Source organism: Klebsiella sp. JN_Kp121, from assembly GCF_040062145.1.
GTDB lineage: Bacteria > Pseudomonadota > Gammaproteobacteria > Enterobacterales > Enterobacteriaceae > Klebsiella > Klebsiella aerogenes.
The window spans coordinates 36407-49321 of sequence record NZ_JBEAHX010000003.1; the positions used below are offsets into that span (position 1 = coordinate 36407).

The window sequence follows — 12915 nt, forward strand, 5'->3', positions numbered from 1 at the left end:
CGCAAATTTATACACAAAATGGCTGATCGGACTTGTTCGGCGTACAAGTGTACGCTATTGTGCGACTCGAAACTTAAAATAGTGCGACTTACAGAGGTATTGAATGAAACGTGCAGTGATTACTGGCTTGGGCATCGTTTCCAGCATCGGTAATAACCAGCAGGAAGTCCTGGCATCTCTGCGTGAAGGACGTTCAGGGATCACTTTCTCTCAGGAGCTGAAGGATTCAGGAATGCGTAGCCACGTATGGGGCAACGTCAAACTGGATACCACGGGCCTCATTGACCGCAAAGTAGTTCGCTTTATGAGCGATGCATCCATCTATGCTTATCTGTCCATGGAGCAGGCGGTAGCCGACGCCGGTCTGGCGCCGGAAGCATACCAGAACAACCCGCGTGTCGGCCTGATTGCAGGTTCCGGCGGCGGCTCCCCGAAATTCCAGGTCTTCGGCGCCGATGCCATGCGTAGCCCGCGTGGTCTGAAAGCCGTGGGCCCATATGTTGTCACCAAAGCGATGGCTTCCGGCGTATCTGCCTGCCTCGCCACGCCGTTTAAAATCCACGGCGTCAACTACTCTATCAGCTCCGCTTGCGCCACTTCCGCACACTGCATCGGTAACGCGGTAGAACAGATTCAGCTGGGCAAACAGGACATCGTCTTTGCCGGCGGCGGCGAAGAGCTGTGCTGGGAAATGGCTTGTGAATTCGACGCCATGGGCGCGCTGTCCACTAAATACAACGATTCTCCGGACAAAGCGTCCCGTACCTATGATGCGAACCGCGACGGTTTCGTTATCGCGGGCGGCGGCGGCATGGTCGTGGTGGAAGAGCTGGAACACGCGCTGGCGCGCGGCGCGCATATCTATGCGGAAATCGTCGGTTACGGCGCGACTTCCGATGGCGCGGACATGGTTGCTCCATCTGGCGAAGGCGCAGTGCGCTGCATGCAGATGGCGATGCACGGCGTTGATACTCCGATCGACTACCTGAACTCCCACGGCACTTCGACTCCGGTAGGCGACGTTAAAGAGCTGGGCGCTATCCGCGAAGTCTTCGGCGACAACAGCCCGGCTATCTCCGCCACCAAAGCGATGACCGGCCACTCTCTGGGCGCCGCAGGCGTACAGGAAGCCATCTACTCTCTGCTGATGCTGGAGCACGGTTTTATCGCGCCAAGCATCAACATCGAAGAGATGGACGAGCAGGCTGCCGGCCTTAACATCGTCACCAAACCGACCGATGCTCAGTTGACCACCGTGATGTCCAACAGCTTCGGCTTCGGCGGCACCAACGCGACCCTGGTTATGCGTAAATACAACGCCTAATTGGTTAGAGTCAGTACCAGGGGAGCCCGAGGCTCCCCTTTTTTTGACGTCTTGACAGCGCCTGGCGAGAGCAGGCAAATTGCTCGCCATCATTCCCATTCCATCTTCTCGCCTTGCTCTGCAAAACTGGGGTAACGCATGTCCGCAGCGACAAAAACGATAAACAACGCTTCAGAGAATTTCTCGCTATTTCGCATTACCTTTGCGGTTTTTCTGACCTATATGACCGTGGGGTTGCCGCTACCGGTTATCCCGCTATTTGTGCACCACGATCTCGGCTTTGGCAACACACTCGTCGGCGTGGCCGTCGGCATCCAGTTTCTCGCCACGGTATTAACCCGCGGCTATGCCGGGAGACTGGCCGATCAGTACGGCGCGAAACGCTCGGTGCTGCAAGGAATGTTGGCCTGTGCTCTGGCCGGCTGCGCCTGGCTGGCGGCGGCGCTGCTGCCGGTGCCGGTAATGGCCAAATTTGGCCTGCTGGTGCTGGGTCGTTTGATTCTCGGCTTTGGTGAAAGCCAACTGCTGACCGGTAACTTAAGCTGGGGATTAGGGCTGGTTGGCCCGCGACGTTCCGGTAAAGTGATGTCGTGGAACGGCATGGCGATGTACGGGGCGCTGGCGGTGGGCGCGCCGCTGGGGCTGCTGATTTACAGCCGCTTCGGCGTGGCGGCATTGGCCTGCGTTACGATGGCGCTGCCGCTGCTGGCGTGGGCGATTAACGGCACGGTTCGTAAAGTTCCCGCCCACGGCGGCGAGCGTCCTTCGCTATGGAGCGTCATCGGCATGATCTGGCGGCCGGGAATTGGTCTCGGCCTGCAGGGCGTCGGCTTTGCGGTGATCGGTACCTTTGTTTCACTCTATTTCGCCAGCCACGGCTGGGCGATGGCCGGCTTCACGTTGACCGCGTTTGGCGGCGCTTTTGTCCTGATGCGTATTCTGTTCGGCTGGATGCCGGATCGCTTTGGCGGCATTAAGGTGGCGATGGTATCACTGCTGATTGAAGCGATTGGTCTGACGCTGCTATGGCAAGCGCCGGGCGCCTGGGTGGCGCTGGCGGGCGCCGCTTTGACCGGCTGCGGTTGCTCGCTCATCTTCCCGGCGCTGGGCGTTGAGGTAGTCAAACGGGTTCCGGCCCAGGTTCGCGGCACCGCGCTTGGCGGCTATGCCGCGTTTCAGGATATCTCTTACGGCGTCACTGGCCCGCTGGCTGGCCTGCTTGCCACCTCGCTTGGCTATGCTTCCGTGTTCCTTGCCGGGGCGATTTGCGCGGTATTGGGCATTGGTGTCACTTTACTGACGCTGCGTAAGTAATGGCATCATGGCGGCGTTCTGGCCGCCATGATTGTTTTTAGCTTACAGCACCAGCCACAGCAGAATAATCACCACCAGCAGGGCAATCGCCACCGTCCACGCTTTTTTGCTATACACCGCATGGGGGGCGGGCAGCGGCTCGACCAGAGTAATTGCCATTGTCGCCTGGGCGCGGGCCACGCGTAGCGCAAAGACCTTATTTAATAGCGTTAGCACCTGCGGGCTGGTTAAGGTCGTCGTGGGCGTCACCTGCCAGCTGCTTTGCGCGAAATCGGCGATTTTCTGCCACTCCTGCGCCTCCAGCGGTTGCTTGAGCGCTGCCTGCAGCGAATTCATCGTCGGCGCGGTTTGCGCGCTCAGCGTTTGTCGCGCCTGCAGCCAGTACGAGAGTGGGGTGAAGTGGGTGGCGGGGATCAGTTCGCCGGATTTCACGCCGCACAGCTCAAGCATTGATTGCCAGATAAGCTTGCTCGATTCGCCGGTTGCGGCGGCCAGTTTGGTCACTAGCTGATTCAGGGTGTTATGTTCCGCCGGCAGCAAAGGGCGCAGCGTCGGCGTACGCTGCTGCGGCTGCGGGATCGCCAACTGGCCGTTTTGCAGCAGATGCAGCACGTTCTCCAGCTGCGCCTGGGTCAGCGCATGCAGCACGGTTTGACCGTAATTCTGGCGGATATAATCGCTCACCGCCTGACGGTTATTTCCCTGAGTCAGCAGTTCGCTGAGCTGGGCGAGAATTTGCCGATGGTGGTGGTTTTGCTGAGCGATACTTAAGCGCTGATTCAGGTTGCTCTCAGCCGCGCTGAAATGGCTCGCCAGCAGCGGCGTGTCGCCTTTCAGACCCAGATCGTGCTTCACGCAGGCCCACACTTCGGCGTTTTGCTGCGATGTCAGCGTCACCAGACGCGTTATCAGCCGCTCCAGAACGGTGCGTTGCTGCATGGTGAGCGCGTTTGGGCCCACGGCGGATGCGCCGGATGGGCCAGTCCCCGGAGGGCGATCGGACATACCTGAAACGGGTGGTGTCATGATGAATCCTTACCGTAGTGCTGTACTTAAGCCGGGTGATGATGTTCCTGGCGGCCAGATTATGGCACACTTCCCCGGTTTACTCTCGTTCTCAGACAGGTACTGAACCGTGAAAATCCTCGTTGATGAAAATATGCCCTATGCGCGTGAGCTTTTTAGCCGTTTGGGAGACGTGCAGGCCGTTCCCGGTCGTCCCATTCCGCAGGAAGCGTTAACCGACGCCGACGCGCTGATGGTGCGTTCCGTCACTAAGGTGAATGAAGCGCTGCTCTCCGGTAAGGCAATTAAGTTTGTCGGCACCGCCACCGCAGGCACCGATCATGTCGATCAAGCGTGGTTACAGCAGGCGGGGATTGGCTTTTCCGCCGCGCCGGGCTGTAATGCGATCGCGGTGGTGGAGTATGTTTTCTCGGCGCTGCTGATGCTCGCCGAGCGCGACGGATTCGCGCTGGCTGATCGTACCGTCGGTATCGTCGGCGTCGGCAACGTTGGCGGGCGTTTGCAAAAACGTCTGGAAGCGCTGGGAATTAAAACATTACTCTGCGATCCGCCGCGCGCCGATCGTGGCGATGAAGGCGACTTCCGCAGCCTGGACGAGCTGGTGCAGCAGGCGGATGTCCTGACTTTCCACACGCCGTTGTTTAAAGACGGGCCGTATAAAACGCTGCATCTGGCCGATGAAGCGCTGATTAGCCGCCTGCAGCCGGGGGCGATCCTGATTAACGCCTGCCGTGGCCCGGTGGTGGATAACGCGGCGCTGCTCAAGCGCTTGCAGGCCGGGCAGCAGCTGAGCGTGGTGCTTGACGTCTGGGAACCCGAACCGGATCTGAATACCGAGTTGCTGGCGCGTGTCGATATCGGTACCTCGCATATCGCCGGTTATACCCTTGAAGGCAAAGCGCGCGGCACCACCCAGGTTTTTGAAGCCTATAGCGCGTTTATTGGCCATCCGCAGCAGGTGGCGCTGGATACGCTACTGCCGGCGCCTGAATTTGGCCGCATCACTCTGCACGGCCCACTCGATCAGGCGACGCTGAAAAGGCTGGTCCATTTGGTGTATGATGTGCGCCGCGATGATGCGCCGCTGCGTAAAGTGGCAGGCATTGCCGGTGAATTCGACAAGCTGCGCAAAAATTATCAGGAACGCCGCGAATGGTCTTCCCTGTACGTACAGTGCAGCGATGAAAAAGCAGCGACGCTGCTGCGTCAGCTCGGTTTTAATGCCGTACATCATCCTGTTCGTTAATATCTTCTTAATGCCCCTGTCGGATAATCCGGCAGGGTCGCTATTTTCTGGAGTACACCACCATGTCTGAAGGCTGGAATATTGCCGTACTGGGCGCAACCGGCGCCGTAGGCGAAGCCCTGCTTGAAACCCTTGCTGAACGCCAGTTTCCGGTAGGCGAAATTTATGCGCTGGCGCGCAATGAAAGCGCGGGCGAACATCTGCGTTATGGTGGCAAATCGGTCATCGTGCAGGACGCCGCCGAATTTGACTGGACCCAGGCCCAGTTGGCTTTCTTCGCCGCGGGCGTCGAAGCCAGCGCGGCGTATGTCGAAGAAGCCACCAATGCCGGTTGTCTGGTTATCGATCTTAGCGGCCTGTTTGCGCTGGAGCCGGACGTGCCGCTGGTGGTGCCGGACGTCAACCCGTTCGTGCTCGGCGACTACCGCAACCGTAACGTGATCGCGGTACCAAACAGCCTGACCAGCCAACTGCTGACGGCGCTGAAGCCGCTGATCGATGATGGCGGCCTGTCGCGTATTACCGTTACCAACCTGCTGTCTGCCTCGGCGCAGGGGAAAAAAGCGGTCGATGCGCTGGCGGGGCAGAGCGCGAAGCTGCTGAACGGTATTCCGATTGATGAAGACGATTTCTTTGGGCGCCAGCTGGCTTTCAACATGCTGCCGATTCTCCCGGATCGCGAAGGTAGCGTGCGCGAAGAACGTCGTATCGTCGATGAAGCGCGCAAAATTCTCCAGGATGACGGCCTGATGATTTCCGCAAGCGTCGTGCAATCGCCGGTCTTCTATGGCCATGCGCAGATGGTGAATTTTGAAGCGTTGCGTCCGCTGGCGGCGGAGGAGGCGCGCGACGCCTTTACCCGTGGCGAGGATATCGAGCTTTCTGAAGAGGGCGAGTTCCCGACGCAGGTCGGCGATGCTTCCGGTAACGCGCGTCTGTCCATCGGTTGCGTGCATAACGATTACGGCATGCCCGAGCAGATTCAGTTCTGGTCGGTGGCCGATAACGTCCGCTTTGGCGGCGCGCTGATGGCGGTGAAAATCGCCGAGAAGCTGGTTCAGGAGTATTTGTACTGATGTCTGAAGCACAGCAGCAGCCGGTGTATAAAATCGCGCTGGGCATCGAGTACGACGGCAGCAAATACTACGGCTGGCAGCGGCAAAACGAAGTGCGCAGCGTGCAGGAAAAGCTGGAAAAGGCGCTGTCGCAGGTGGCGGCCGAACCGGTACACGTATTCTGCGCCGGGCGTACCGACGCCGGCGTACACGGTACCGGCCAGGTGGTGCACTTTGAAACCCGCGCTCAGCGTAAAGACGCCGCGTGGACGCTGGGCGTAAATGCGAATTTACCTGGTGACATCGCCGTGCGTTGGGTGAAGCATGTTGCGGACGATTTTCACGCCCGCTTCAGCGCGACGGCCCGTCGTTACCGCTACGTCATCTATAATCACCGCCTGCGCCCGGCGGTGTTAAGTCAGGGGGTGACGCATTATTACCACCCTCTGGATGCCGGGCGGATGCATCGCGCCGCGCAGTGTTTAATTGGCGAGAATGACTTCACCTCGTTTCGCGCGGTGCAATGTCAGTCGCGCACGCCGTGGCGCAACGTGATGCATATCAACGTGACCCGTCACGGGGCTTATGTGGTGGTGGATATCAAAGCGAACGCTTTTGTTCATCATATGGTAAGGAACATCGTCGGCAGCCTGATGGAAGTAGGCGCCGGAAACCAGCCAGAGAGCTGGATTGCAGAACTGCTGGCGGCGAAGGACCGGACTCTGGCTGCCGCGACGGCGAAAGCGGAAGGATTGTATCTGGTGTCGGTGGATTATCCGGCCCATTTCGACCTGCCGGTGATGCCGATGGGCCCGCTGTTTTTGGCGGACTAATATCAGCGCCCCCGTAACAGGGGGCGGTTGTCACTAAAGGCTAAGACAAATATGGACCTGATTCATTTTTTGATTGATTTCATCCTGCATATTGATGTGCACCTTGCGGAGCTGGTCGCACAGTATGGCGTCTGGGTTTACGCCATCCTGTTCTTGATTCTGTTCTGCGAAACCGGCCTGGTGGTGACGCCGTTCCTGCCCGGAGATTCTCTGCTGTTCGTCGCCGGCGCGCTCTCCGCGCTGCCAACTAACGATCTCAACGTACACCTGATGGTCGCGCTGATGGTCATTGCCGCCGTTGTTGGCGATGCCCTGAACTACACCATCGGTAGATTGTTCGGCGAAAAGCTGTTCAGCAATCCGAACTCGAAGATTTTCCGTCGCAGCTATCTCGACAAAACCCATACCTTCTATGAACGCCACGGCGGCAAAACCATCATCCTCGCGCGTTTTGTGCCGATCGTCAGAACCTTTGCGCCGTTTGTGGCGGGAATGGGTCACATGTCCTATCGTCATTTTGCGGCGTACAACGTGGTTGGCGCGCTGCTGTGGGTACTGCTGTTCACCTACGCCGGGTATCTGTTCGGTGATTTACCGATCGTGCAGGAAAACCTGAAGCTGCTGATCGTGGCGATTATCGTCCTGTCGGTACTGCCTGGCGTTATCGAAGTGATTCGCCACCGCCGGGCGGCGGCAAAGCAGGCTAAATAAGCCCTTAGCGGCATTCTCGCCGGGCGTTGCTATGACGTCCGGCGCGCAAAGTGTGAGCGGTTCGACCACTTTTTTATCCCATGTTACGGGATGTTATGATTTAATGTGCAACATTCATGGTCTGTGAGGGGCAAAAGTGGCATTATGCGCCCCTTGCGACAAAACTGGCATCGACCAGGTTCAGGTAGAAAGGTTATCAATGAGCTGGATTGAACGAATTAAAAGCAATATAACCCCCACCCGTAAGGCAAGTATTCCTGAAGGTGTATGGACCAAGTGCGACAGCTGCGGTCAGGTACTGTACCGCGCAGAGCTGGAGCGCAACCTGGAGGTTTGCCCTAAGTGCGATCACCACATGCGTATGTCGGCGCGCAACCGCCTGCATAGCCTGCTGGACGAAGGTTCTCTCGTGGAACTGGGTAGCGAGCTCGAGCCAAAGGATGTGCTGAAGTTCCGCGATTCGAAAAAGTATAAAGACCGTCTGGCCTCTGCACAGAAAGAGACCGGCGAGAAAGACGCGCTGGTGGTGATGAAAGGCACCCTGCACGGCATGCCTGTCGTGGCGGCGGCATTTGAATTCGCCTTTATGGGCGGTTCGATGGGTTCCGTTGTTGGCGCGCGTTTCGTCCGTGCGGTTGAGCAGGCGCTGGAAGACAACTGCCCGCTGATCTGCTTCTCCGCCTCCGGCGGCGCCCGTATGCAGGAAGCGCTAATGTCGCTGATGCAGATGGCGAAGACCTCCGCGGCGCTGGCGAAAATGCAGGAGCGCGGTTTGCCCTATATCTCCGTGCTGACCGACCCGACTATGGGCGGCGTCTCCGCGAGCTTCGCAATGCTGGGCGATCTGAATATCGCCGAGCCAAAAGCGCTGATCGGCTTCGCCGGTCCTCGCGTTATCGAGCAGACCGTGCGTGAGAAGCTGCCGCCGGGGTTCCAGCGCAGTGAGTTCCTGATTGAAAAAGGGGCGATCGACATGATTATCCGTCGTCCTGAAATGCGTCTGAAATTAGCCAGCATCCTGGCGAAACTGATGAACCTTCCTTCGCCGCAGGCCGATGCGCCTCACGAGGGCGAGGTGGTACCACCGGTACCGGATCAGGAACCAGAGGCCTGATAATGCAGAGGGCAGGGCCGACAGGCGCTGCCCTTTTTTTTACCGTTAACTCTCGCGGACATCATGGAAAAAGATCCTATTCCTCAGGCCACGTCGCCCCTGGCTACGTGGCTTTCTTATCTGGAGCATCTGCACAGTAAAGCCATCGATCTGGGACTGGCGCGGGTGAGCGAAGTCGCCGGACGGATGGCGATATTAAAACCGGCGCCGTTTGTCTTTACAGTAGCGGGTACTAACGGCAAAGGCACCACCTGCCGGACGCTGGAATCCGTGCTGATGGCGGCGGGCTATAAAGTTGGCGTATATAGTTCGCCGCATCTGGTGCGCTATACCGAACGCGTGCGTATCCAGGGTGCCGAGCTGCCGGAAGCGGCGCATACCGCCTCATTTGCCGAAATCGAAGCGGCGCGCGGCGATATCTCGCTGAGCTATTTTGAATTTGGCACGCTGTCCGCGCTATGGCTGTTTAAGCAGGCGCAGCTGGATGTGGTTATCCTGGAGGTGGGCCTCGGTGGACGCCTGGACGCCACGAATATCGTCGATGCCGACGTCGCGGTGGTCACCAGCATCGCGCTGGATCATACCGACTGGCTGGGGCCGGATCGTGAAAGCATTGGCCGTGAAAAAGCGGGTATCTTCCGCGCTGGTAAACCGGCGGTGGTGGGCGAGCCCGATATGCCGCAGACGATTGCCGACGTGGCGAATGAAAAGGGCGCGATGCTGCTGCGCCGCGACCATGACTGGCGTTATAGCGTGACAGACCAGTCATGGAACTTTACCGATGGTCAGGGCGAGTTGGCAGGGCTGCCGCTGCCGCAGGTTCCATTGCCCAACGCCGCGACGGCGCTGGCGGCGCTGCGCGCCAGCGGGCTTAACGTCGCTGAACAGGCGCTGCGCGACGGCATTCATCACGCCATGCTCCCGGGCCGCTTTCAGATTATCAGCGACGCGCCGCGGGTGATCCTCGATGTCGCGCATAACCCGCACGCGGCGGCTTATCTCGCCGGGCGTCTCAAAAGCTTAGCGAAAACGGGGCGCGTACTGGCGGTTATTGGTATGCTGCATGATAAAGATATCGCCGGAACCCTGGCGAATCTGGCGCCTGAAGTAGACGCGTGGTACTGCGCGCCGCTGGAAGGGCCGCGCGGCGCCACGGCGGACCAGCTGATTGCGCATCTGCGCGCGGGCCAACGTTATGACAGCGTAGCGCAGGCGTGGCATGCCGCTATGGCGGATGCCAAAGCCGAAGATACGGTGCTGGTGTGTGGTTCCTTCCACACGGTGGCGCATGTAATGGAAGAGATAGACGCGGGGAGAATCGGTGGCGAGTAAGTTTCAGAACCGTTTAGTCGGGACGATTGTACTGGTAGCGCTGGGGGTAATTATTCTCCCGGGTCTGCTCGATGGCCAGAAAAAACATTATCAGGATGAGTTTGCGGCGATCCCGTTGGTGCCGAAGCCGGGCGATCGCGATGAGCCGGATATGCTGCCGGCGGCTACTCAGGCGCTGCCTTCGCAGCCGCCGGAAGGCGCCGCGGAAGAGGTGAGAGCGGGAGACGCCGCGGCGCCATCGCTGGATCCTTCGCGCGTCCCGGTAAACAACAATAGCTTCGATGAAGTCCAGGAGCCGGTGGTGGCCGCCAAGCCGCAGCCGAAACCACAGCCGAAGCCGGTTGAGAAACCGCAGCCTCAGCAGGTCGCGCAGACGCCGCCTCCGGCCAAAACGCAGCCGCAACAGCAGCAGGCCGCGATTCCGGCGCCGACCGGGAAAGCCTATGTAGTGCAGTTGGGGGCGTTGAAGAATGCCGATAAGGTTAACGAAATCGTCGGTAAGCTGCGTTCCTCGGGCTTTAAAGCCTGGACATCGCCATCCACGCCGGTTCAGGGTAAAATTACCCGTATTCTGGTGGGGCCGGATGCGTCGAAAGACAAGCTGAAGGGGCAACTCGGCGAGCTGCAGCAGATTTCTGGTCTGAGCGGCGTGGTTATGGGATATAGCCCGAATTAAAATCCCACCCGCTCTGATTGGGCGAGCTGGCAGGCGGGTTAACCTGCTGAAACCCTTGCCGGATACGCCCTGAAGAGGCGTCAGGCAGTATGGCGTTGAATGTTTTTTCAGCGCCATTTTTATTTCTGTAGGGCACGGAAATCCCTACGCAAACGTTTTCTTTTTCTGTTAGAATGCGCCCCGAACCGGACGACAGGGCGTAAAATCGTGGGATGTATATGGTCTGGATTGATTACGCCATTATTGCGGTAATTGGTTTTTCCTGTTTGGTTAGCCTTATCCGCGGCTTTGTTCGTGAAGCGTTATCGCTGGTGACATGGGGATGTGCCTTCTTTGTCGCCAGTCATTACTACACTTACCTGGCTGTCTGGTTCACGGGCTTTGAAGACGAACTGGTCCGAAATGGGATTGCTATCGCGATATTGTTTATCGCAACGCTTATCGTCGGCGCTATCGTTAACTATGTGATAGGCGCTCTGGTAGAGAAAACCGGTCTGTCAGGAACAGACAGGGTGTTGGGGATCTGTTTTGGCGCCCTGCGCGGCGTGTTGATCGTCTCCGCTATTCTGTTCTTTCTCGATAGCTTCACCGGTATGGCAAAAAGTGAAGACTGGCAAAAGTCTGAGCTTATCCCGCAGTTCAGTTTCGTTATCAGATGGTTCTTTGACTATCTGCAGAGCTCGTCAAGTTTCTTGCCCAAAGCATAAGCGTTGGGATGTAGCTTAACGAGGAAAAGACGTATGTGCGGTATTGTCGGTATCGCCGGTGTTATGCCGGTAAACCAGTCGATTTATGACGCGTTAACGGTGCTTCAGCATCGTGGGCAGGATGCCGCGGGCATCATCACCATTGATGCAAATAACTGCTTCCGTTTGCGTAAGGCTAACGGGCTGGTGAGCGATGTGTTCGAAGCGCGCCACATGCAGCGTATGCAGGGAAATATGGGGATTGGCCACGTCCGTTACCCAACGGCAGGCAGTTCCAGCGCTTCTGAAGCGCAGCCTTTTTACGTTAACTCGCCCTACGGCATTACGTTGGCCCATAATGGCAACCTGACCAATGCCCACGAGCTGCGTCAAAAGCTGTTTGAAGAAAAACGCCGCCACATCAACACCACCTCCGATTCAGAAATTCTGCTCAATATCTTCGCCAGCGAGCTGGATAATTTCCGTCATTACCCGCTGGAAGCCGATAACATCTTCGCCGCGATTGCTGCGACGAACCGCCAGATCCGCGGCGCATACGCCTGCGTGGCGATGATTATCGGCCACGGCATGGTCGCCTTCCGCGACCCGAACGGTATTCGTCCGCTGGTGCTCGGCAAGCGCGATATCGGCGATGGCCGCACCGAGTATATGGTCGCCTCCGAAAGCGTGGCGCTGGATACATTGGGCTTTGAGTTTCTGCGCGACGTCGCGCCGGGCGAAGCGGTCTACATCACCGAGAAAGGCCAGCTGTTTACCCGTCAATGTGCGGAAAACCCGGTCAGCAACCCGTGCCTGTTCGAATACGTCTATTTCGCGCGTCCGGACTCCTTTATCGACAAGATTTCCGTCTATAGCGCCCGTGTGAACATGGGCACGAAGCTTGGCGAGAAAATTGCCCGCGAGTGGGAAGATCTGGATATCGATGTCGTTATTCCGATCCCGGAAACCTCCTGCGATATCGCCCTGGAGATTGCCCGTATCCTCGATAAACCCTATCGTCAGGGTTTCGTCAAAAACCGCTATGTTGGCCGTACCTTTATCATGCCGGGCCAGCAACTGCGCCGTAAGTCCGTGCGCCGTAAGCTGAACGCCAACCGTGCCGAATTCCGTGATAAGAACGTGCTGCTGGTGGACGACTCTATCGTTCGCGGCACCACCTCTGAACAGATTATCGAAATGGCGCGCGAAGCCGGTGCGAAGAAAGTGTATCTGGCCTCCGCGGCGCCGGAAATCCGCTTCCCTAACGTTTACGGTATCGATATGCCGACCGCCAACGAGCTTATCGCCCACGGTCGCGAAGTTGACGAGATCCGTCAGATCATCGGCGCTGACGGCCTGATTTTCCAGGATCTGAACGATCTGATCGAAGCGGTGCGCGCAGAAAACCCGGATATTCAGCAGTTCGAGTGTTCGGTCTTTAACGGCGTGTACGTCACCAAAGACGTAGACCAACAGTATCTCGATTATCTTGATTCCCTGCGCAACGACGATGCGAAAGCGGTCCAACTGCAAACCGAAGTTGAAAACTTAGAGATGCATAACGAAGGCTAATTCGTCCCTTGTTGCTGGCCCGCCGT

General features: G+C 58.0%; 12 protein-coding genes. 11 read left to right on the plus strand and 1 reads right to left on the minus strand.

Annotation, left to right across the window (positions count from 1 at the left end; genetic code table 11):
* The first annotated feature begins 103 nt into the window (after positions 1-103).
* Together fabB and ABLU86_RS07180 are read left to right on the plus strand one after the other, a co-directional pair.
* Positions 104-1324, plus strand: a complete 1221-nt coding sequence (gene fabB, locus ABLU86_RS07175) for a beta-ketoacyl-ACP synthase I (protein WP_015706178.1) — start codon at positions 104-106, stop codon at positions 1322-1324.
* Between the two features lie 138 nt (positions 1325-1462).
* Entirely contained in the window at positions 1463-2638 is a 1176-nt protein-coding gene (locus ABLU86_RS07180) for an MFS transporter (protein ID WP_015706177.1), read from the plus strand.
* Between the two features lie 42 nt (positions 2639-2680).
* Here ABLU86_RS07180 and flk read toward each other — a convergent pair whose 3' ends face one another.
* On the minus strand, positions 2681-3664 hold the full coding sequence (gene flk / locus ABLU86_RS07185; protein ID WP_348796145.1) for a flagella biosynthesis regulator Flk: 984 nt from the start codon (positions 3662-3664) through the stop codon (positions 2681-2683).
* Positions 3665-3773: 109 nt separating this feature from the next.
* On the opposite strand from flk, the gene pdxB reads away from it, so the two are divergent.
* From pdxB to purF, 9 genes are all read left to right on the plus strand, one after another.
* Positions 3774-4910, plus strand: a complete 1137-nt coding sequence (gene pdxB / locus ABLU86_RS07190) for a 4-phosphoerythronate dehydrogenase PdxB (protein ID WP_015706175.1) — start codon at positions 3774-3776, stop codon at positions 4908-4910.
* A gap of 62 nt (positions 4911-4972) precedes the next feature.
* Entirely contained in the window at positions 4973-5986 is a 1014-nt protein-coding gene (locus tag ABLU86_RS07195; protein WP_045364476.1) for an aspartate-semialdehyde dehydrogenase, read from the plus strand.
* On the plus strand, positions 5986-6798 hold the full coding sequence (truA, locus tag ABLU86_RS07200; RefSeq protein ID WP_032708800.1) for a tRNA pseudouridine(38-40) synthase TruA: 813 nt from the start codon (positions 5986-5988) through the stop codon (positions 6796-6798). The genes ABLU86_RS07195 and truA overlap by 1 nt, the downstream gene beginning before the upstream one ends.
* Positions 6799-6849: 51 nt before the next feature.
* Positions 6850-7509, plus strand: a complete 660-nt coding sequence (locus ABLU86_RS07205; RefSeq protein WP_015365553.1) for a DedA family protein — start codon at positions 6850-6852, stop codon at positions 7507-7509.
* Between the two features lie 199 nt (positions 7510-7708).
* Positions 7709-8623: an acetyl-CoA carboxylase, carboxyltransferase subunit beta gene (gene accD / locus ABLU86_RS07210; protein ID WP_015365554.1), complete on the plus strand. Its 915-nt coding sequence runs from the start codon at positions 7709-7711 to the stop codon at positions 8621-8623.
* A 63-nt stretch (positions 8624-8686) separates the two neighbouring features.
* A complete protein-coding gene (folC, locus tag ABLU86_RS07215) occupies positions 8687-9955 on the plus strand; it encodes a bifunctional tetrahydrofolate synthase/dihydrofolate synthase (protein WP_015365555.1) in 1269 nt (422 codons plus the stop codon).
* Complete coding sequence (dedD, locus tag ABLU86_RS07220; protein WP_047044987.1) at positions 9945-10631, plus strand: cell division protein DedD; 687 nt, start codon at positions 9945-9947, stop codon at positions 10629-10631. Before folC ends, dedD begins: the two co-directional genes overlap by 11 nt.
* 218 nt (positions 10632-10849) lie before the next feature.
* On the plus strand, positions 10850-11338 hold the full coding sequence (cvpA, locus tag ABLU86_RS07225; RefSeq protein ID WP_015706172.1) for a colicin V production protein: 489 nt from the start codon (positions 10850-10852) through the stop codon (positions 11336-11338).
* Between the two features lie 33 nt (positions 11339-11371).
* Complete coding sequence (gene purF, locus ABLU86_RS07230; RefSeq protein ID WP_015365559.1) at positions 11372-12889, plus strand: amidophosphoribosyltransferase; 1518 nt, start codon at positions 11372-11374, stop codon at positions 12887-12889.
* The last annotated feature ends 26 nt before the right edge of the window (positions 12890-12915 follow it).